The organism is Brevibacillus sp. FW306-2-1A-C05A, from assembly GCF_058781555.1.
The window spans coordinates 1-21,681 of sequence record NZ_JBYSWV010000025.1 but is presented as its reverse complement, the minus strand read 5'-3'; the positions used below and the strand labels follow the sequence as shown (position 1 = coordinate 21,681).

Genomic DNA, 21,681 nt, shown 5'->3' with positions numbered 1-21,681 from the left:
ATTTGGCGTCGATACAAGAGATGCGGGAAGCGGTGAGCCGGGCAAAGGAAGCGCACGCCAGGTTTCGCGCGTTTTCCCAGGAACAGGTTGATCGCATTGTGAAAAGCATTGCGGAGGCCGCCTACAAAGAAGCCGCGTCTTTGGCCCGGCTCGCGGTGGAAGAAACGGGAATAGGCGTTGTCGAGCATAAAAAGCTCAAAAACGAGTTAGGCTCCATGGGCGTGTACGAATCGATCAAGGATGAGAAGACGGTGGGAATCATCCGCAAAAACAGCAAAGACAAAATCGTGGAAATCGCCTATCCGTTTGGCGTCATTGCCGCGATTTGCCCGACGACCAATCCTACCTCGACCGCGATTTTTAAAACGTTGATTGCCTTAAAAGCGCAAAACGCAATCGTGGCGAGTCCCCATCCTTCAGCGGTAACGTGTACGATTGCCGCGTTGAAAATTTGTCATGACGCGGCTGTCGAGGCTGGCGCCCCGGAAGGGCTGATCGGCTGGATTCCCCAGCCATCGATTGAAACGACGCTCCAACTGATGAAGCATCGGGATGTCAGTCTGATTTTGGCAACAGGGGGAGGGGCGTTGGTCAAGGCCGCCTATAGCTCCGGTAAGCCGGCATACGGGGTAGGACCGGGAAACGGCCCCGTCTACCTGGAGAAGACGGCGAATGTGAAGCAGGCAGTCAAGCTGATTGTCGATTCCAAAACATTCGATAACGGCACGCTCTGCTCGTCGGAACAAGCCATGGTCGTTCATCGGAACATCAAGGAAATGACGATCCGGGAGCTTTTGCACAACGGCGGGTATATGTTGAACCCGGCAGAAAAAGCGAGGGTGGAGAGCGTCATTTCGCCGACAAAGGGGAAGCTGAATCCGGCGATTGTAGGGCGCTCCGCGGACGCGATCGCGGAAATGGCCGGTATTCACGTGCCGGCGGGAACCCGGCTGCTGGTCGCAGAGGAAGATCGGGTCGGAAAGGATGTTCCCTTTTCGATTGAGAAGCTCGCCCCGATCTTGCCTCTCTATACGGCAAACAGCGAGGAAGAAGCGAAGCAGATTTGCATCCAACTGTTGAATCTGGGCGGGCGGGGCCACAGTTGTTCGATCCACACAAGCGATGAAGAGGCCAGTTACCGGTTTGGGCTGGATATGCCCGTGTCCCGTATTTTGGTGAACACGCTCGCTTCCATCGGGGCGGCAGGGGCGACGACTGGTTTGCGCCCGTCGCTGACCTTGGGATGCGGATCGTACGGCGGAAATATTTCCTCCGACAACATTACGGCTCATCATTTGTACAACATCAAACGAATTGCGCACGGAATCAGAGAGGTTGCCATCCCCGTGCCACAGCAAGCGCATAGGGGACGCACGGAGCAAGCTGACAGTAACGATGTGGAAAAGCTGGTGCGCCAGGTGCTCAAGGAAGTCGAAAAGACGGCTCATTCCTGGAATCCTGCTGACGTTTCCAAAATCGTAGAAAACATGGTCGGCCAAATCTTGACCAAACAATGAACAGGGGGAGTAGCACATGGCTGGAGCGATTAATGGCGCGCTCGGAATGATCGAAACGAGAGGATTGGTAGCTTCCCTGGAAGCGGCAGACGCGATGGTAAAGGCAGCGAGCGTTACTCTGGTAGGAAAAGTCCATGTCGGTGGCGGTATTGTCACGGTTTTGGTCACGGGCGACGTCGGTGCTGTCAAGGCGGCGACAGAAGCAGGCAGCGCAGCCGCCCAACGCGTAGGCGAGCTGCTTTCTGCCCATGTCATTCCGCGCCCCCACAATGAACTGGAAATCATTTTGCCATAGGAAATCGCCTCGCAAAAACATCCGGGAGGGCATGTGAATGCTGGTTGGCAAAGTGATTGGGAGCGTTTGGGCGACGCGTAAAGAAGACGGGTTGACAGGATTGAAGCTTCTGATCGTGCAACCAGGATTAACAGAAACGGATCGGCCAGGTCAGCCAGCTTTTGTTGCCGTTGATCGAATCGGGGCAGGGGTCGGCGATCACGTCATGGTGACGACGGGAAGTTCTGCCGCTTCTATTCAGGAAGGGAAGCGACTGCCGATTGATGCGTTGATTATCGGCATTATTGATTCGGTCGATACAGGAAGTGGGTAATGCACGTGACCAAATCATTGGGGATGATTGAAACGCGGGGGCTGGCGACCTCGGTTGCAGTCGTGGATGCCATGCTGAAGGCGGCGGATGTTCGGCTGGTCAATCAGGAAACAGTCGATATGGCGCTGGTGACGGTTTTCATCGAAGGAGACAGCAGCGCCGTCCGCATCGCAGTCGAATCTGGCGCACAGGTGGCGAAACAAACGGGAGCGTTGATCGCGTGTGCTGTCGTTCCCCGTCCGGATAGCGGCACAAGGAAGCTGGCGGAGACACAAGTGAAAAATTGGCGGATGTCCTGATGGCAAGTGCGGCGTCAGGACATGCAAAAATGGCAGGGAGGAATAGCAGATGGCAATGGAACTGACTGCTTTAGGAATGATTGAAACTAGGGGACTGGTCGCTTCGGTCGAGGCGGCGGATGCGATGGTCAAGGCGGCAAATGTGCATCTGGTGGGCAAAGTTCACGTCGGAGGCGGCATTGTCACGGTGTTGGTTCGCGGTGACGTGGGAGCGGTCAAGGCGGCGACAGATGCCGGAGCAGCCGCCGCCCAGCGCGTAGGGGAGCTGCTTTCCGTACACGTCATCCCGCGCCCGCATGCGGAAATCGAAAGCATTTTGCCGCAAATAAAACCGCAGCTTTAATCCGCGGTTTTTCAAGTGAGGGATGACAAAATGAATGAAAACGTGATCCAATCCATCGTGGAAGAAGTGGTCAGCCAGTTTTCGAAACAGCCGCCAGCGGAAAAAGGGATTCCGCTTGCCGTTTCTGCGCGGCATTGTCATTTGAGCAGACGCGATCTGGAAGCGCTGTTTGGAAGCGGGTATGAATTAACCCCGATAAAAGCGCTCTCCCAGCCAGGGCAATTTGCCGCTCAGGAAACCGTCATGATTGCCGGGCCAAGGGGAGGCATCGAAAACGTGCGGGTGCTTGGTCCGGCAAGAAACTTGACGCAGGTGGAAGTCAGCAAAACCGATTCCATCAAATTGGGCTTGCAGCCTCCCCTGCGGAAGTCAGGCGATATTAAAGGGTCTTCTCCGGTTACGATCATCGGCCCAAAAGGAAGTATTTATTTGCAGGAGGGACTGATTATCGCACAAGCCCATGTGCACATGAGCCCGGCGGATGCGGCTGCTTTTCATGTGAGTGACGGGGAATACGTGCGCATAACAGTGGAGAGTGGACGCGCGCTTTCTTTTGAAAATGTGCTGATCCGCGTTTCGCCTGACTATCGGCTGGAGATGCATCTGGATACCGATGAGGCAAACGCCGGTTTCATCGCAACCGGAGCAACGGGAAAATTGATAAAGTACGCGGGTCTAGCATGATGGACTATGCCACAATCGAAGCGATAGTCAGAGAGATTTTGCGCAAATGGGAGCCGGAGTCTGCCAATAGACCAGATCTTCTCGTGCTGAATGCTTCCGCTGACGGCAGGCTGGACCAACTGGAAAAGCACTGGAATCTCATCAAACTGCCGTTGACGCCGACCCCGATTCCGGAAAATGTGCGCGATGCGGTCTTCCTGGATGCAACACAAGATTTGCTTGTCAAAGGCGCATTGGGCATTGCCGATACGCCGGAGAGCCAAATGTTGTCGACACTCCTTTTACGAGGCTTGCGCATCACGCTCATCCCTTCCGCTGAGTTGGAATGGATGCTGGATGTTTCCGCGGACAAGGCCGCGAATCCAGCGTATGCCCATCACCTTGGCAGCTATAAAAAGACGCTGGAGGGCTTTGGGGTGCGAATCGCTCCATTGGCTGCTCTCGCCGCGAGCGCCTCCCGCGAGCGGATCACTTTTCGGGGAAAACTGTTGACGCAAAGAGATATCGAGCAGATCAAGGAAGAAAAAATCTGGATTCGCAAAACGACGATTGTCACGCCGTTGGCCCGTGATGCCGCACGCGAAAAAGGAAAGAGCATCTGTGTGATCGATGGAACTGACGAAAAATGAGGTGAAAAGCTTGGCCAAGGCATTGGGAATGATTGAGACACGGGGACTGATCGGTTCGGTCGAAGCGGCGGATGCCATGCTGAAAGCCGCAGATGTCCGTTTGGTGAAACAGGAGAAAGCAGATGCGGCGCTGGTCACGATCTATGTGGAAGGCGATGTCGGCGCTGTGCAGGCAGCCGTCGAATCCGGGCGGGAGGCAGCAGCGCGAGTAGGGGAACTGATCGCCTCCCATGTGATTCCGCACCCGGATGACGGAATAAAAAAACTTTTGCAAACGGAAGAAAGCAAGACAAGCGCGAAACCGTCGGGCAATCCGGCCAAAGGGGAAGCCAGGGAGAAAGCCGCAGGAAAAAAGGCAACGGGCAACCAGCAAGCGATAAAGGAGCAAGAACAGTCGCCGCCGGAGTCGGGGGCATAAACCATTTCCGGCCAGAGCGGTAAGCGGGAGGAAACGGCATGGCTTTTACACGCAGAAAAATAGCGGTCATCGGGGCAGGCTTTACCGGCGCGACGACTGCTCTGATGCTGGCGCAAAAGGAGCTTGGCGATATCGTATTGGTGGATATCCCCTCCATGGAAAAGGCGACAAAAGGAAAAGCGCTTGATATGCTGCAAGCAAGTCCGGTGCAGGCGCTCAATGTCCGTATAACAGGCACCTCTGATTATGAAGAGATACGCGGCTGCGATCTGGTCATCATCACAGCCGGAATTGCCAGAAAGCCCGGCATGACAAGAGACGATTTGGTCGCGACAAACGCGGGGATCATCCGCGACGTATCCGAAAAAATCGCCCGTTATGCAGCGGATAGTTACGTCATTGTGTTGAGCAACCCGGTGGATGCCATGACGTACGTCTGCTATCAGACGACCGGTTTTCCGAAAAATCGCGTGCTCGGCCAGTCGGGAGTTTTGGATACGTCGCGCTTCCAGACGTTTGTGGCCCAGGAGCTGAACGTATCGGTTGAAGACATTTCCGCATTTGTCCTCGGGGGACACGGGGATGAGATGGTTCCGCTGATCCAGTATTCCTCGGCAGGCGGCATTCCGCTGGACAAAATCATCCCTGCCGACCGGCTGGAGGCCATCGTCGAGCGCACGCGAAAAGGCGGAGGCGAAATCGTCGAACTGCTTGGAACCGGAAGCGCCTACTACGCCCCTGCGGCTTCCGTCGTGCAAATGGCAGAAGCGATCCTCAAGGACAAAAAACGCATCCTGCCATCCATCGCCTACCTGGAAGGCGAATACGGCTATCGGGACATGTATTTGGGCGTGCCGACCATTCTCGGCGGCAATGGCGTCGAATGCGTGATCGAGTTGCCGCTTTCTGCCACAGAAAAAGCAGCTTTGGATCGCTCGGCCCAGTCGGTGAAACGGACGCTGGGCATGCTGGCGGGGGTGTGAAATAGAAGAAGCTTTGCTCAAGGCGTTGTCCTTATTTTTTAGGGCGGCGTCTTTTTTGTATTAATAAGTATTGATAAGATTCTTATCCAGTATAAGTTATCATGAACGAGGACAGCCTCTGTACGTAACTTCGTAGGTTACTCTGGCTACACGAAAGACGTGTGTACTACACCTATAGAGCGCTGTCGTCGCGGTCTGCCTTTTCTTTGCCGGCCTCAAATGGCTGCAGCTATCTTTTGAATGAAGTTTTGCTATAGAAATACATCCCGTCGACTAGACAGATAAGCGGCCTTGGTCCTGAAATGCATAGATCAAGCGTTATACACTATTTACCAAAAGTGTTATATGATTAATTTTGACATCGTTCTACAAAAAACTAGGTACAGGATGCGTTTCGGTATGGATAATCGCTGAATGATGAAGAGGAGGCGGTAATCATGAAATTCATCGCGCATATTCGTGAAAGCGACAAACAGATACAAAGTGTCGCGGAGCATTTGCTGGGAGTAAAAGCATTGGCGGAATCGATCGGCGAGAAGATAGGCGTCAAGCATATCGCAGGTCTGGCGGGTATGCTTCATGACATGGGAAAGTACACCGAGGAGTTTAAAGACTACATCATAAAAGCCGTGGAAAATCCTGGAGAAGCGCCGAAAAGAGGGAGTGTCGATCATTCGACTGCGGGGGGCAGACTATTATACCAGAAATTTCATACCGGGAATCCTTCCAGGGGAAGCTGGATTTTAGCTGAGGTTGTCGGAAATGCGATCATTTCGCACCACTCCTACCTCCATGACTTTTTAAATAAGGATTTGGAATCTCCCTACTTGCATCGTGTCCGGGATAAACCGTTGAAGGAATACGACAAGTCGATCCAGCGTTTTTTTGACGAAGTAATCAGCGAGCAAGCATTTCATCAATATGTGTTACGTGCAATCGATGAACTGGAAGCTTATCTTGGCAAGCCTTCTGTAGAGAATAGCGAAAGCAAATTGATGTTTCTGACCAAGTTTGTGTTTAGTGCATTAATTGATGCAGATCGTACGAACACCAGGTTGTTTGAGGAAAACAAGTACGAGGAATCCACTCCATGTCGCCAAGACCTGTTTCATACATACTATGAGAGGCTGATGAAAAAGCTTCAATTTTACCAAGAGAAGGAAGAGGCAAAAACACGGATCAACGAACTGAGAAAGGAATTGTCAGACCAGTGTGACAAGTTTGCGGAGAAGCCGTCTGGTATCTATACGTTGTCCATTCCGACTGGTGGGGGAAAGACTTTGGCGAGTTTGCGGTATGCGCTCAAGCATGCCATTCGGGAGAACAAAAAGCACATTATTTATGTAGTACCGTTTACAACAATTATCGAACAGAATGCAGAGGAAGTCCGTAAAATCCTTATGGACGACGAACATATTCTGGAGCACCATTCCAACGTCATAGACGACATGAGCGATGACGATGAGGCCCAGGATGGCATGATTAATGCACGGCAAAAATTGAAGCTGGCCAAGGATAACTGGGATTCACCCATTATTTTTACAACGATGGTTCAGTTTCTGAATGTGTTCTATGCCAGGGGAAGCAGAAATATACGAAGGCTTCACAACTTATGCGAGTCGGTCATTATTTTTGACGAGGTACAGAAAATTCCGGTTTCATGTGTATCGTTGTTTAATTATGCGCTGAACTTTTTGAAATCGCATGGTCATTCCAGCCTTATTCTTTGCACGGCTACCCAGCCGGCCCTTGATTTTGTAGAGCGCCGTCTGGAAATCAGTGCTGACTCTGAAATGATTCAAAACGTGGATCACGTCATTGAAGCTTTCAAACGGGTGGAAATTGTCGATAAAGCTACGGATGAAACTTTTGACACGAACAAGCTGGCTGATTTTATTACCGAGAAAATAGAAGAGGTCCAAAGTATTTTGGTTGTTCTCAATACAAAAACGGTTGTGAAGAGATTGTATCGTCAAATGGAGACGCTCGATATTCCGCTCTACCACCTGAGTACGTCGATGTGTGCGGCGCATCGAAACCACATCCTTGGGCAAGTGCGGGATCATTTGCAGCGTGAGGAAAAAGTGATATGCATTAGTACGCAGTTAATTGAAGCGGGTGTGGATGTCAGTTTTGATTGTGTGATTCGCTCGTTGGCCGGACTGGATTCGATCGCGCAGGCTGCCGGCAGATGCAATCGCCACGGGGAGAAGGAAATACAGCAAGTGTATGTCATCGATCATGCAGAGGAGAATTTGAATCATTTGCAGGAAATCAAGGCAGGCAAAAAACTATCGAAACGAATTCTTATCGACCTCAAGACAAATCCAAATCTGCATGGCGGCAATCTATTATCCGTTCAGGCGATGGACAAGTATTTTAAAGAGTTTTATACGGAGTTTCGTTCCCGTTTAGATTATTTTATTCGCGGGCTGGAGAAGCACATGACAGAACTGCTGATGGCAAACAGGAACAACAGCTCCTATAACTGCGAGTACACACAATCCAAAAGGGAGAGTCTGCCGCTATTTATCGTGAACAGCTACAGGACGGCAGCAGATTTCTTTCAGGTGATCGATGACCAGACAACAACCGTTCTTGTTCCGTACGGAGAGGAAGGAAAAGAGATGATTGCACGACTAAATGGCGATGAAACTATTGAGAACCTGTCCAGGCTGCTGCGAAGGGCACAACAGTATACGATCAGCCTGTTTTCGTATGAACGAGAGCAACTGGTCAAGAATGATGGGCTAGTAAGCTTGCTGGATGGAAAAATACTGGCGTTGAAAGAATCAGCCTACAGCGGGGAGTATGGTCTGGATATCGAGAATGACAGCCAGTTTGAAATGAGTATGTTTTGAACGTTCATATAATGGATATTACCCAGACTTACTAATCTGTTACAAAAATGGTATGATTGAACTATTGAATCGGATGAGAAAGGAGGTGATGCTATGCGGAACGCGATCGAATTCGAGGTTTTCGGGCAGTATGCCTTATTTACAGACCCGTTAACAAAACTTGGTGGAGAAAAGTTATCCTACCAACTGCCTACCTACCAGGCCCTGAAGGGTGTAGTCGAGTCCATTTACTGGAAACCTACGTTGCTCATGATCGTGGATGAAGTTCGGATTATGAACCCGATTCGCATGGAGTCCAAGGGCGTTCGTCCAATTGAATACGGCGGAGGGAATACGCTTGCCAATTATACGTATTTGCGAGACGTTCGCTACCAGGTTCGGGCCCATTTCGAGTTCAATCTGAACCGTCCGGATTTGGCTTATGATCGCAACGAGCATAAGCATCACAATATTTTGAAACGCTCACTTCAGGCTGGAGGGCGAAGAGACATCTTCCTTGGCACGCGGGAATGTCAGGCATATGTCGAGCCATGCGTGTTTGGCGAGGGGGACGGGTTTTATGACAACTACGGGGAGATTCACCTGGGAACGATGGTGCATGGCATCAATTATCCGGACGAAACCGGGCGGAATCAGATGGAAGTTCGCCTATGGAATCCTGTCATGAAGAACGGGATTATCCGCTTTCCTCGACCAGAGGAGTGTCCGCAAATTCGGACGGTTGCCAGCATGAAGCCAAAGCATTTCGACTCTGCTAACCTACTCTCCGTGGATGATCTGTTTGCCGAACTGGAAGAGGTGGATAATCGATGAGCTGGCTTTTGAATTTGTACGAGACATACGAAGCGAATCTGAATGTTGTCGGCAAGGTCGAGAGAAAGTCTAACGACCAGGAGTACATGCTGCTGCCCGTTTCGCATACGACACAAAACGCCCATATCGAAGTGGACATAACGGAAGACGGACACTTTCATTCAGCGACAGTCGTTGAGAAAAGCGATGCGAGTACAGTGATCCCGTGTACAGAAGATTCTGCCAGTCGATCAGGTACAAAGATCGCTCCTTATCCCTTGCATGACAAATTAAGCTACGTAGCGGGAGATTACAAAGCCTATGGTGGAGAAGTCAAAAAGGAAGAGGCTTTTCCGCACTATATCAAGCAATTGGAAGAGTGGGCAAGCTCTCCATACGCTGTCGACAAAGTGAAAAGCATCTACCACTACCTACGCAAAGGGCGGTTGATTCAAGATTTAGTCGAGCATGGAATTTTATATGTAGACGAAGATCAGCGACTGCTTAGCAAATGGGATAAAAATGCCGAAGCGCGATACGGAGCGAAGCCGCCGATCTTTTCGGTAGTTGCTGGAGAGCAGACAAGCGCGTTTGTCAGATTTAACGTCTACTCGCCCACGAAGGTACTGACGAAGGTGTGGAACGATCAGCAGGTATACGATTCTTTCATTCAATTTTACAGCAGCAAGCTAGGTGGCGAAGATTTCTGCTATGTAACGGGTAAGAAGCTGCCTGCAACAGACAAGCATGCCAACAAAATCAGAAATGCAGCAGACAAAGCCAAACTGATTTCGGCGAATGACAACAGTGGCTTTACATTCAGAGGACGGTTTGCTCAGAGTCACGAGGCGGCAAGCATCAGTTACGAGGTGTCTCAGAAAGCGCATAATGCATTGAAGTGGCTCATCCACCGTCAAGGGAAGATCATCGATCAGAGAGTGTTTCTTGTCTGGAGCAATACTGAACTCGATATTCCCGGGGTTACCGAAGATTTGTTTTCGATCGACCCTACTCCGCCCCCCGTCAAAGACAAAATCGCCTATACCAATCGGGAATTGGCTGTAGAGGTAGCGAAAGCACTAGATGGGTATCGCAACAAATTGTCAGGTTTGCGCGACAGAAAAGACAATGTGAATATTCTGGTTCTCGATTCGGCAACAACGGGGCGTATGGCGGTATTGTATTACCGCAATATGGACAAAGAGCAGTATTTCGACAAGCTGGTGAACTGGCATTCGACTTGCACATGGTTGCATACATACCGCAAAAATGACAACGGGGAATTTGTGCAGTTTATTGGAGCGCCTGCCTTGAAAGATATTGCTTTTGCCGCATACGGACCACGGGCAAGCGACAAAGTGGTCAAAGGGGTCATGGAGCGAATGTTGCCTTGTGTGCTGGATGGCCGAAACATTCCATTGGATATCATAATGAGCTCCTGCCGGCGTGCAGCCAATCCCGTTTCCATGGAAAAATGGGAGTGGGAGAAGACGTTGAGCATCACGTGTGCGCTGATTAACAAACAGGAAGAACAGGAGGGATTCAAAGTGGCGTTGGATGAAAGCATAAATGACCGTGACTATTTATTTGGCCGTCTGTTGGCCGTGGCTGATGTTTTGGAACGACGAGCGTTGGGGGCTGACGACCGCGCCAGTAATGCGGTTCGCTACATGAATGAGTTTTCAAGACATCCGGAGCGAACCTGGCGGACGATTCAGGCGTGCTTGCAGCCTTATCAGGCAAGGCTGGGCAGACAAGCGTTCTATTTCAACCGTCTGATTGACGAAATAGGATCGCGTATTCCCATTGAACAATTCAATAACAAACCATTGTCCGGCAAATTTTTGCTCGGATTCTACAGTCAAAGGCACGACCTGTATACGAAAAAAAGCACGACCGATACAGAGGAAACGGAAGCAACTCATTAAAAAGGAGAGAATCATATGACAACGCTCGATCATAAAATCGATTTTGCCGTCGTTTTATCGGTGACGAAAGCCAATCCGAACGGGGACCCGCTGAATGGCAATCGGCCACGGCAAAACTATGATGGCCATGGAGAAATTTCTGATGTCGCATTGAAACGGAAGATTCGAAATCGTCTGCAAGATATGGGCGAATCCATATTTGTACAGTCCAATGATCGCAAATCAGATTCTTATGGAAGCCTTCGAGAGCGGGCAGATGCGAATGCCGAGCTGGAGAAGGTATTAAAGTCCAAAAACGTATCCAGCGATGAGTTTGCCAGAATTGCTTGCCAGGAATGGATCGATGTTCGAAGCTTTGGTCAAGTATTTGCATTCAAAGCGGAAAAAGGAGCGGGTGTATCTGTCGGCGTAAGAGGGCCTGTTTCCATTCATACGGCGACCAGTTTAGATCCGATTGACATCTCCAGCGTCCAGATTACCAAAAGCGTGAACTCGGAGCCTGGAGCCTCTCGCGGCTCAGATACGATGGGAATGAAGCATCGAGTCGACTCAGGGGTGTATGTCTTTTACGGTAGTATCAATACGCAGCTCGCCGAAAAAACGGGATTTACGAACGAAGACGCCGAGAAAATCAAGAGGGCGTTAGTGACCTTGTTTGAGAACGATGCGTCTTCTGCCCGTCCGGAAGGAAGTATGGAAGTTCACAGGGTGTATTGGTGGGAGCATCCATCCAAGTTGGGCCACTATTCCTCTGCAAAGGTACATCGATCGTTATTGATTGAAAGACTTGTAGAAGAACCCAAGAAATTTGACGACTACATGTTCTCGGTGCAACCATTGGATGGGTTGAAAGTAGAGATTTTGGATGGAATTTAGTGAAGACGATCATTATTTACTTTTGTCCGGCATTCAGCATTTTCAGTTTTGCAAACGGCAGTGGGCATTGATTCACATTGAACAGCAGTGGGAGGAGAATGTCAGAACGATAGAGGGCGTACATCTTCATCGGAAGGCAGATCAACCGTTTGCCAGAGAAAAGCGAGGAGACAAACTGATCGTTCGAGCCATGCCTGTAAAATCGGAAAGCCTCAAGATCACAGGCGTTTGTGATGTGGTAGAGTTTGTGAAAAGCGATAACGGCGTTGAAATCAATGGGGCTTCCGGCAAATACACTGCGTATCCCATTGAATATAAACGCGGGAAGCCGAAAAGCGGAGAAGAGGATGTCGTACAATTAGTTGCCCAAGCCATTTGTTTGGAGGAAATGCTGTTGTGCGACATAGACCTCGGCTATATTTTTTACCATGAGATCAAGCATCGAGTCGAGGTCCCGCTAACGGCTGATTTGAAAGATAAGGTGAAGCTGATTGTGGCTGAAATGCAAGACTACTATCATCGCAGACATACTCCTAGAGTGAAGACGGGGTCCTTCTGTCGAAGTTGTTCCCTTCAAAATATTTGTTTGCCGGAGCTCATGAACAAACGAACCGTAAAAAGTTACGTTGAAGGGAAAATCAACGAATGAAGAAACTGCTAAATACGTTGTTTATTACACAGCCCGATGTGTATTTATCGCTTGATGGCGATAATATTGTTCTCCTCAAGGATCAGGAGAAGTTGGGGAGGCTGCCATTACACAATTTGGAATCGATCATCTCATTTGGCTACACCGGCGCCAGTCCAGCTTTGATGGGATATTGCGCTGAGCGAAACATTTCATTGACATTCTTCACCATGAACGGGCGATTTCTTGCCAGAGTGATTGGGGAAAGCAAGGGGAATGTCGTCCTGAGAAAAAAACAGTATGTGGTGTCAGAGGATGAGGCTCTTTCCGCAAGAATTGCTCGTAATTTTATAGTAGGCAAGATTTACAACCATAAATGGATGATTGAAAGAATGACCAGAGACTATCCTTTGCGGATCGATGTAGACCGATTTAAGGATGCATCCAAGCAGCTATCTTCTTTACTTTTGGACGTGAGGGATTGCGAAAATCTGGAGAGGCTAAGGGGGCTAGAAGGTCAGGCAGCTATTTGCTACAATAGGCTATTTGACTCCATGATTTTACAACAAAAGGAAAGTTTTTACTTTCGTGCACGCTCACGAAGACCGCCGCTGGATAACGTGAATGCGATGCTGCCATTCGCATATTCTCTATTGGCGATTGATATGGCAGCGGCACTGGAAGGTGTTGGATTAGACGCCTATGTTGGTTTTTTGCATCGAGATCGGCCGGGGCGCGCTTCCCTGGCCCTAGATGTGATGGAGGAGCTGCGAGGAGTTTTTGCAGATAGATTTGTGCTGTCGTTAATTAACAAAAAGATTGTGAGCAAGGAAGATTTTTTCCAAAAAGAGAATGGTGCCGTCATTATGGGAGATGAAGCGAGAAAGAAGTTCCTAACGGCATGGCAAAATAAAAAACAGGAGAAAATTACTCATCCATTTCTTGGGGAGAAAATTTCCTGGGGCCTAGTTCCGCACGTACAAGCTTTATTGTTAGCCCGTTTTTTACGTAATGATTTGGATGAGTATCCTCCTTTTTTGTGGAAGTAGGTGAATGGTGTGCTGGTATTGATCACGTATGATGTGAGCACAGTTAGCAGTGCAGGGCAAAAAAGACTTCGCCGCGTCTCGAAAATATGCCAAAATTACGGTCAACGTGTCCAAAATTCCGTGTTTGAATGCATTGTCGATTCCACACAGCTTACTTCATTGAAGCTGGAATTGCTCTCGATCATCGATCTGGATCAGGATAGCCTCCGTATTTATCAATTAGGCAATCATTACAAGAATAAGGTAGAGCATTTGGGTGTGAAAGAATCAATTGATTTAGAGGGGCCATTGATTTTCTAGTGCGAATGTGAAGCGCACACGAATTCCCTGGGGGATTCGCACCCGAAAAACGGGTTAAAATGCCGTTTTTTGTCTGCTTTCTCTAAATTATCTTAACGTATGAATGAATTTGAGCGTATTTTGATTACAAATATGAAAATGAAAGCATATTTGGGGTGAAAATTCGCTGTCGCATCCTACGCGGATGCGTGGATTGAAATCTTAGCAAGCCACTCTTGTTTGATGCCGCGTTTATCGTCGCATCCTACGCGGATGCGTGGATTGAAATTCGTACACGATCCGTTCGACCTCCGGCCATTCATGTCGCATCCTACGCGGATGCGTGGATTGAAATTGCTCCGGCTGCGATTACTCCACTGACGTAATCAAGTCGCATCCTACGCGGATGCGTGGATTGAAATTTGTACCCAAGAATACATCCCCATCCAGTTCCATGTCGCATCCTACGCGGATGCGTGGATTGAAATTAACGCTGGCGAAATCTTCCGCCTGTTTGAAGTGGTCGCATCCTACGCGGATGCGTGGATTGAAATACTTCGTCGAAAGCGTAGCCGATCGGAGTCGGATCAGTCGCATCCTACGCGGATGCGTGGATTGAAATCAATTGTGATCTGCGCCGTCTCGATCGCGCCGTGTCGCATCCTACGCGGATGCGTGGATTGAAATTCCTTGCCGCATGCCCGTCATGATCGCCAGATAAGGTCGCATCCTACGCGGATGCGTGGATTGAAATGCCAGCCATTGCAGACGTGCTGCCCTTACTCCAGGTCGCATCCTACGCGGATGCGTGGATTGAAATCGTTGTTTCGTCTGTCATGATCGCGTAGTGGATTTGTCGCATCCTACGCGGATGCGTGGATTGAAATGCGTACCTTGCCAAGCGCAAACGTGACTGCTTCGGGTCGCATCCTACGCGGATGCGTGGATTGAAATTGCGGCGATTTTTTCGCGCAACTCGGCATCTACCTGTCGCATCCTACGCGGATGCGTGGATTGAAATCCGACTTTTGCTAACCGTGACGATGTGAAGGGTAGGGTCGCATCCTACGCGGATGCGTGGATTGAAATCTCGACTTCGTGGGCGCGGTCGATAAACTCGGCAGAGTCGCATCCTACGCGGATGCGTGGATTGAAATACTGTCTGCTGTCCATTGGTGTGAACGACGTCAACCGTCGCATCCTACGCGGATGCGTGGATTGAAATCAAACAAGCGTACCAGTACCAGTACCAGTTGCTGGGTCGCATCCTACGCGGATGCGTGGATTGAAATCCGTTTACATGCCGACGGACGATTACGACGAACTGTCGCATCCTACGCGGATGCGTGGATTGAAATAATTAAGCGATACCGAGACTGTGGAAGCGATTAAGTCGCATCCTACGCGGATGCGTGGATTGAAATAATTAAGCGATACCGAGACTGTGGAAGCGATTAAGTCGCATCCTACGCGGATGCGTGGATTGAAATATCTGGCATCAGCAATGGCCGCCCTGTTAAGCCGTCGCATCCTACGCGGATGCGTGGATTGAAATATCCAGCGTTCGACCGTCTGTACCGCGTCCCACGTCGCATCCTACGCGGATGCGTGGATTGAAATCGAAATAGCGCTCACCTTCGGTCGCGACGATCTCGTCGCATCCTACGCGGATGCGTGGATTGAAATGTGCGATCTTGTCTCGTCCGTTTTACGTGTCTCGTGTCGCATCCTACGCGGATGCGTGGATTGAAATCGCGAGAGCGCGGACGGTCTCTCGCAAATTGTCAGGTCGCATCCTACGCGGATGCGTGGATTGAAATCTGTACTTGGTTTACAGAGTGGGTGGGGGGGCATAACGTCGCATCCTACGCGGATGCGTGGATTGAAATTCCAGGCTCCGGCAAACGATCCGAAATTAAATATGTGTCGCATCCTACGCGGATGCGTGGATTGAAATCCCACCCACTCTGTTGACCGACGCACAAATATAGGTCGCATCCTACGCGGATGCGTGGATTGAAATTCCACATACTTGTAAAACTGATCCTCATCAGCAAGTCGCATCCTACGCGGATGCGTGGATTGAAATGGCCTGCTTGGCGGTTCGATCCTCCGCGTCACGGGGTCGCATCCTACGCGGATGCGTGGATTGAAATCTCGGTTGTGGCCCATACCCATACCTCTCCGCTCGTCGCATCCTACGCGGATGCGTGGATTGAAATTCCAACCGGCGTGTTTTTTGTCAATGACCGTTTTGTCGCATCCTACGCGGATGCGTGGATTGAAATATCAAGTATCAAGAATTGGCGGCACGTACCGCCAGTCGCATCCTACGCGGATGCGTGGATTGAAATTATCCATACCAAACGTGTGGAGGTTTCCCGTAAGTGTCGCATCCTACGCGGATGCGTGGATTGAAATACTCACATTGCGCCAAGTGTATTACCAGTTGGTGGCGTCGCATCCTACGCGGATGCGTGGATTGAAATCATGGCCATACGTTGGACAAGGCGGAATTGGCGAAAGTCGCATCCTACGCGGATGCGTGGATTGAAATAAAATCAGGGACATTGACGGTTTGAATTGGGCGTTGGTCGCATCCTACGCGGATGCGTGGATTGAAATAAACATTCCGAAACGTACAAATCAAACGGGTACTGTCGCATCCTACGCGGATGCGTGGATTGAAATCCGTAGAACCGTCGGAAAGAAAGCGTAGTAGGCGCCGTCGCATCCTACGCGGATGCGTGGATTGAAATCGCCACCCTATGTGCCGCCTCGTACGTGTCAAACGTCGCATCCTACGCGGATGCGTGGATTGAAATCAACGCGCCTTGTTGCTATCGTTAGGGTCGCGATCGTCGCATCCTACGCGGATGCGTGGATTGAAATTTACCCTTGTAGGAGCTTTTGGCGCGGTCATGGCGGGTCGCATCCTACGCGGATGCGTGGATTGAAATTTCCGAGCATGCGGCTGATCGATCTGCACGACGGCAGTCGCATCCTACGCGGATGCGTGGATTGAAATAACGACGGCCTTGGCAACGAGGGATGGTGGGACACGTCGCATCCTACGCGGATGCGTGGATTGAAATAAGGATCGCTCATCACATAGCGTCGCCGCCAACGTCGCATCCTACGCGGATGCGTGGATTGAAATAGCTTCCATAAGTTTAGCGATCTGATCGGCGGTGTCGCATCCTACGCGGATGCGTGGATTGAAATGACGATCAGAGCCTGGTCAGAGCCGCGCTGGACGGGTCGCATCCTACGCGGATGCGTGGATTGAAATTTGGCAGCTTTTAACACCTTATGGACGGTTGTCGTCGCATCCTACGCGGATGCGTGGATTGAAATAACCTGAACGACCTGGTCGAGAGAGAAATGTATGTCGCATCCTACGCGGATGCGTGGATTGAAATGTAGCGATAAATGGTGCATGCATCCTCGTACAAAGTCGCATCCTACGCGGATGCGTGGATTGAAATGACATGAATTGTCTAAGTTTGTCGAATCCTGTGCCGGTCGCATCCTACGCGGATGCGTGGATTGAAATAGCTTGGAGAACGCCAAGGACTTTCTGCTGGCAAACGTCGCATCCTACGCGGATGCGTGGATTGAAATAACATCACCTTGGATGGAAGAGAGTATGGCGTACGTCGCATCCTACGCGGATGCGTGGATTGAAATTTGAAGAAGGTACTCTTGAGAAAAGTATTTACCGGTCGCATCCTACGCGGATGCGTGGATTGAAATCGAAATGGGTTTAAAATTTATGAACTTGTCCAACCGTCGCATCCTACGCGGATGCGTGGATTGAAATCCGGTTTGCCGGCACTCATGCGATGCTTTTAAGGCGTCGCATCCTACGCGGATGCGTGGATTGAAATAACAAGCCATAATTGATACCGTAACAGATAAAACCGTCGCATCCTACGCGGATGCGTGGATTGAAATCAAACTTTGCAAACTGTGCTGTATAAGCGGCTCGTGTCGCATCCTACGCGGATGCGTGGATTGAAATCTCGCTACCCGCCTCAGCAGACGCTCTACGCACCGTCGCATCCTACGCGGATGCGTGGATTGAAATTCCAATCCACACCTTAGGCACGTTACCTACCATCGTCGCATCCTACGCGGATGCGTGGATTGAAATCCCTTCACGTCCGATACCTTCAAGCGTAGCAGGTCAGTCGCATCCTACGCGGATGCGTGGATTGAAATTACTCAAAAAACCGAATCTGTCCAGACTGTGGAGGTCGCATCCTACGCGGATGCGTGGATTGAAATCAAAGACTGCCGAGCGATAAACGAAGTTCCGTCCGTCGCATCCTACGCGGATGCGTGGATTGAAATAGAACTTCAAGGACGGGGCGCCACCCAACGCGGACGGTCGCATCCTACGCGGATGCGTGGATTGAAATTCACGCGAACCAGGCACCGGCAAGACCACGACGGCCGTCGCATCCTACGCGGATGCGTGGATTGAAATCACCCAAGGGGCAGACCAGTCGCACGATCTTTAGGTCGCATCCTACGCGGATGCGTGGATTGAAATGCGAACATGACGAAGAACGCGAGCGTACCGGTTGGGTCGCATCCTACGCGGATGCGTGGATTGAAATCGTCAACACCATCTTGACCAACACCGCAGGCGCACGGTCGCATCCTACGCGGATGCGTGGATTGAAATATCGGTTGCCGAATAGCCAGTCGGACCGCCGATAGTCGCATCCTACGCGGATGCGTGGATTGAAATATGACGTATGCACCGAGTTTTTTAAACGCTGGACACCGTCGCATCCTACGCGGATGCGTGGATTGAAATCTCAAGCGCGTGCACCCGGACGTGCTACTGCAAGAGTCGCATCCTACGCGGATGCGTGGATTGAAATCGCTTTTGTCGCAATAAGTCGACAATTTACGAGGGTCGCATCCTACGCGGATGCGTGGATTGAAATTCCTCGCGATACCGCACGCCGTCGATGGTCACTACGTCGCATCCTACGCGGATGCGTGGATTGAAATGCCGGGGTTATAGTCGAAGAAAACGAACCCTACGGTCGCATCCTACGCGGATGCGTGGATTGAAATCATGCCAGCAACACACCCATCACGGTCACAGCAGGTCGCATCCTACGCGGATGCGTGGATTGAAATACACTTCCAGAGGCCAACAGTAATCACAGAAGGGTCGCATCCTACGCGGATGCGTGGATTGAAATATGTGGTGAAAGGTTTAACTACGTTTTTGTATGGTCGCATCCTACGCGGATGCGTGGATTGAAATACGCTAGTAATAGTGCGGTAGGGGTATGTCGTTAGGGTCGCATCCTACGTAAGCGTCAAATAGCCCCCACCTTGTTGCCAAGATGAGGGCTGGTCTATGCTGGGGTCAAGAGTTGAACACGCGGCAAGTTAGCGGTAACGACGGCGACCAAGGCAGCAAACTGTCCAGGGTTTCTGGATTTTTCAGATCAGGAAGCTGTGGGAGCTGCTCGAATAGGTACGTCAAATACTTGAACGGGTTCAGTCCATTCTCCTTTGCTGTTTCGATGACACTGTAGATGATTGCGCTCGCCTTTGCACCGCGAGGCGTATTGGCGAACAGCCAGTTCTTTCGTCCGATCACAAACGGCTTCATCGACCGCTCGCTGCGGTTGTTGTCAATCTCGAGCCGCCCATCCTGCAAAAACGCCGTCAGCTTGTCCCACTGATTCAGGCTGTAGGCAATCGCCTGCCCCAGCAGACTTTTGGGAAGCGTTCGGGGGCGTTGCTGACGCAACCATGCCAAATAAGCGTCCAAAATGGGCTTGCTTCGCTCCATTCGGACGGTATAGCGTTCCTCTGGTGTCACGTCCTTCAGTTCCCGCTCAATGGCAAAGAGCTGGTTGCAGAACTGAAGCCCTTGCTGAGCTGCTGTTTCATTTTTGTCTTGGGAGGCGGGCAGCGCCTTCAACGCCTCGTCAAACTTGCGACGCGCATGCGCCCAGCATCCAACGAGGGTGACATCCTTCACCTTGTGGTAACCGGCATAGCCGTCCACGTGAAGATAGCCGCCAAACCCCGTCAGAAAGTTCCGGGGATGCTCACCGCCGCGCGTTGTCCGGTAATCGTAGAGCACGATGGGCGGACCCATGCGGCCTGTCCGGTACAACCACAAATAGGACTGCGTCTCTGCGGATCGGCCAGGCTCGCGCAATACCTGCAGCGTCGTTTCGTCGGCGTGCAGAATATCCTGGTTCAGCAGATGCTCCCGCATGCGGTCTGTCAGCAGGGAGAGCCACTGCTCTGCCCCGTAGATCATCCAATTCGCCAGCGTCTGCCGCGAGATCGTCAGACCCATGCGGGCAAACTGTTGCTCCTGTCTGTACAACGGTTGGCTGTCCACGTACTTCTGCGTCATGACATACGCCATACTCGAAGGAGAAGCGAGGCTTCCGGGGTAGACAGGCTCTGGCATCGGAGCCGTGACGATGGGTGTGCGAATTTCCTCTCGTTCACAGCGGCGGCAAGCATACACCTGGCGAACATGACGCACGACTTTCACTTCTGCCGGGATGACCGTGATTTCGTTACGGGTCTCGGTACTCATCTCGTGGAGAGGACCTCCGCAGCATGCGCAAACTTGCTCCGTTTTCGGCAGTTCATAGAGGACCGTTTCCACGGGGAACTGGTCCAGCTTGGATTTGCGGCCAGCAGACTTTTTACGGCTGTACGTAACCGTTTCTACATCCGGTTCCTGAGCGGCAGGAGTCGCCAGCATCTCGGCTTCGTTGAACAGGTTCAGCTCCAGTTGATCCGGATGCGTCTTCTCGCTGGAGGCACCAAAACGTTTTTGCTGGGCCAGTCGGAACTGCTCCTCGTACCATTTGAGCTTGGCCATGAGCTCGGCGTTTTGCTGCTCCAGTTCGAAGCAACGGTCCTGCAGATGTTCCATTGTAATGTGGGGCGTTTCACTTGTTTTTTTCATATATGTTTCATTCGACAACTGAGCAGGAATATCCTGTGCCCTTGTTTGGAAAATAGGCTCAAATGACTGTGCGGGCCGTCACCTCCGGATGTGCTTGGTGTTGTTCAAGTGACAATCCATCGAGCAGCCAGCGCAGCTCACGTCGGGTCATTTTCATCGGCGCAGCGCTTGCATCTGTCGGCCAGCGGAACTTGCCACGCTCCAGCCGACGATAGTAGAGCCAGAATCCGTTATGCTCCCAATAAAGGATTTTTAGTTTGTCTCGCTGTCTGTTGCAAAAGACAAACAGGGCCGATGAAAACGGATCGAGATGAAATCCCTCCTTGACCAGGATAGCGAGTCCGTCAATGGACTTGCGCATATCCGTGCTGCCGCAAGCGAGGTACACCCGATCTGCCTGAATCTCGCTTAACATAAGGTTTTCAACACCTTGACCACATCCGCAAGCAGGGATGGATCAAAGCCGGATCTGATCTCAATGCTTGCCGAACCAACTTTCACAAGCAAGGGCGATGCTGTGTCGGATGTCGATTCTTCCACTTGAAGGGGAACCCACTGGGGTTTGTTGGTTGCTTGTTTTGGCTCATCTTCCCCTTTCAATTTCCGCATCCAATACCAAAGCTGGCGCGGCGTAACCTGATGACGTTCGCACCAGGTCGCGACGCGCTCTCCACTAGCCCGGTAGTCATTGATTCGGGTGCTCCATACCTCTCGAAGCTCCGCTTGCGTCATAAAAAAATCCTCCCACTATAAAGTAATGTTTTCTCCTGTTTTCTCGCTCATTCTCTGTTTTTTAACTTTGACATCTTAAAGC

Annotated in this window: 19 protein-coding genes and 1 CRISPR repeat array; of the genes, 16 read left to right on the top strand and 3 right to left on the bottom strand. The window is 50.8% G+C overall.

Annotated elements, in window-relative coordinates; genetic code table 11:
• Positions 1-20 precede the first annotated feature (20 nt).
• The 16 genes from AC3WJN_RS15560 (at position 21) to cas2 (ending at position 13,915) form a co-directional block, all read left to right on the top strand.
• Complete coding sequence (locus AC3WJN_RS15560) at positions 21-1,517, top strand: aldehyde dehydrogenase family protein (protein ID WP_081494726.1); 1,497 nt, start codon at positions 21-23, stop codon at positions 1,515-1,517.
• Between the two features lie 16 nt (positions 1,518-1,533).
• Complete coding sequence (locus tag AC3WJN_RS15555; RefSeq protein ID WP_005829009.1) at positions 1,534-1,812, top strand: BMC domain-containing protein; 279 nt, start codon at positions 1,534-1,536, stop codon at positions 1,810-1,812.
• Between the two features lie 37 nt (positions 1,813-1,849).
• On the top strand, positions 1,850-2,125 hold the full coding sequence (locus AC3WJN_RS15550; protein ID WP_025847348.1) for a EutN/CcmL family microcompartment protein: 276 nt from the start codon (positions 1,850-1,852) through the stop codon (positions 2,123-2,125).
• Entirely contained in the window at positions 2,125-2,424 is a 300-nt protein-coding gene (locus AC3WJN_RS15545; RefSeq protein ID WP_005829005.1) for a BMC domain-containing protein, read from the top strand. The genes AC3WJN_RS15550 and AC3WJN_RS15545 overlap by 1 nt, the downstream gene beginning before the upstream one ends.
• A gap of 49 nt (positions 2,425-2,473) precedes the next feature.
• Positions 2,474-2,767 (top strand): ethanolamine utilization microcompartment protein EutM, encoded by a 294-nt coding sequence (eutM, locus tag AC3WJN_RS15540; RefSeq protein ID WP_007786265.1) that lies wholly within the window; start codon positions 2,474-2,476, stop codon positions 2,765-2,767.
• Positions 2,768-2,797: 30 nt separating this feature from the next.
• A complete protein-coding gene (locus AC3WJN_RS15535; RefSeq protein ID WP_005829001.1) occupies positions 2,798-3,451 on the top strand; it encodes a phosphate propanoyltransferase in 654 nt (217 codons plus the stop codon).
• Positions 3,448-4,080, top strand: coding sequence for a hypothetical protein (locus tag AC3WJN_RS15530; protein ID WP_007786268.1), 633 nt, complete (start codon positions 3,448-3,450; stop codon positions 4,078-4,080). The genes AC3WJN_RS15535 and AC3WJN_RS15530 overlap by 4 nt, the downstream gene beginning before the upstream one ends.
• A 10-nt stretch (positions 4,081-4,090) precedes the next feature.
• Entirely contained in the window at positions 4,091-4,498 is a 408-nt protein-coding gene (locus tag AC3WJN_RS15525) for a BMC domain-containing protein (protein WP_025847357.1), read from the top strand.
• Between the two features lie 38 nt (positions 4,499-4,536).
• Complete coding sequence (gene mdh / locus AC3WJN_RS15520) at positions 4,537-5,481, top strand: malate dehydrogenase (RefSeq protein WP_492329302.1); 945 nt, start codon at positions 4,537-4,539, stop codon at positions 5,479-5,481.
• A gap of 437 nt (positions 5,482-5,918) precedes the next feature.
• Positions 5,919-8,342 carry a CRISPR-associated helicase Cas3' gene (gene cas3 / locus AC3WJN_RS15515; RefSeq protein ID WP_492329301.1) on the top strand — a complete coding sequence of 808 codons (2,424 nt, stop codon included), beginning with the start codon at positions 5,919-5,921 and terminating at the stop codon, positions 8,340-8,342.
• A 93-nt stretch (positions 8,343-8,435) separates the two neighbouring features.
• On the top strand, positions 8,436-9,155 hold the full coding sequence (cas5c, locus tag AC3WJN_RS15510) for a type I-C CRISPR-associated protein Cas5c (protein WP_005835703.1): 720 nt from the start codon (positions 8,436-8,438) through the stop codon (positions 9,153-9,155).
• Positions 9,152-11,062, top strand: a complete 1,911-nt coding sequence (cas8c, locus tag AC3WJN_RS15505; RefSeq protein WP_005835704.1) for a type I-C CRISPR-associated protein Cas8c/Csd1 — start codon at positions 9,152-9,154, stop codon at positions 11,060-11,062. The genes cas5c and cas8c overlap by 4 nt, the downstream gene beginning before the upstream one ends.
• 15 nt (positions 11,063-11,077) lie before the next feature.
• A complete protein-coding gene (gene cas7c, locus AC3WJN_RS15500; protein WP_005835706.1) occupies positions 11,078-11,938 on the top strand; it encodes a type I-C CRISPR-associated protein Cas7/Csd2 in 861 nt (286 codons plus the stop codon).
• A complete protein-coding gene (cas4, locus tag AC3WJN_RS15495) occupies positions 11,928-12,587 on the top strand; it encodes a CRISPR-associated protein Cas4 (protein WP_005835707.1) in 660 nt (219 codons plus the stop codon). Before cas7c ends, cas4 begins: the two co-directional genes overlap by 11 nt.
• Entirely contained in the window at positions 12,584-13,615 is a 1,032-nt protein-coding gene (cas1c, locus tag AC3WJN_RS15490; protein ID WP_007786277.1) for a type I-C CRISPR-associated endonuclease Cas1c, read from the top strand. Before cas4 ends, cas1c begins: the two co-directional genes overlap by 4 nt.
• A gap of 9 nt (positions 13,616-13,624) precedes the next feature.
• Entirely contained in the window at positions 13,625-13,915 is a 291-nt protein-coding gene (gene cas2, locus AC3WJN_RS15485) for a CRISPR-associated endonuclease Cas2 (RefSeq protein WP_005835709.1), read from the top strand.
• Positions 13,916-14,083: 168 nt separating this feature from the next.
• A CRISPR array of direct repeats spans positions 14,084-19,184; the repeat unit is 32 nt; unit sequence GTCGCATCCTACGCGGATGCGTGGATTGAAAT.
• Between the two features lie 105 nt (positions 19,185-19,289).
• Here cas2 and tnpC read toward each other — a convergent pair.
• The 3 genes from tnpC to tnpA are packed head-to-tail and all read right to left on the bottom strand — an operon-like array spanning position 19,290 to position 21,599.
• Entirely contained in the window at positions 19,290-20,867 is a 1,578-nt protein-coding gene (tnpC, locus tag AC3WJN_RS15480; RefSeq protein WP_433947702.1) for an IS66 family transposase, read from the bottom strand.
• A 58-nt stretch (positions 20,868-20,925) separates the two neighbouring features.
• Complete coding sequence (tnpB, locus tag AC3WJN_RS15475; protein WP_433947701.1) at positions 20,926-21,282, bottom strand: IS66 family insertion sequence element accessory protein TnpB; 357 nt, start codon at positions 21,280-21,282, stop codon at positions 20,926-20,928.
• Positions 21,276-21,599 (bottom strand): IS66 family insertion sequence element accessory protein TnpA, encoded by a 324-nt coding sequence (gene tnpA, locus AC3WJN_RS15470; RefSeq protein ID WP_431809260.1) that lies wholly within the window; start codon positions 21,597-21,599, stop codon positions 21,276-21,278. The genes tnpB and tnpA overlap by 7 nt, the downstream gene beginning before the upstream one ends.
• Positions 21,600-21,681: the final 82 nt, after the last annotated feature.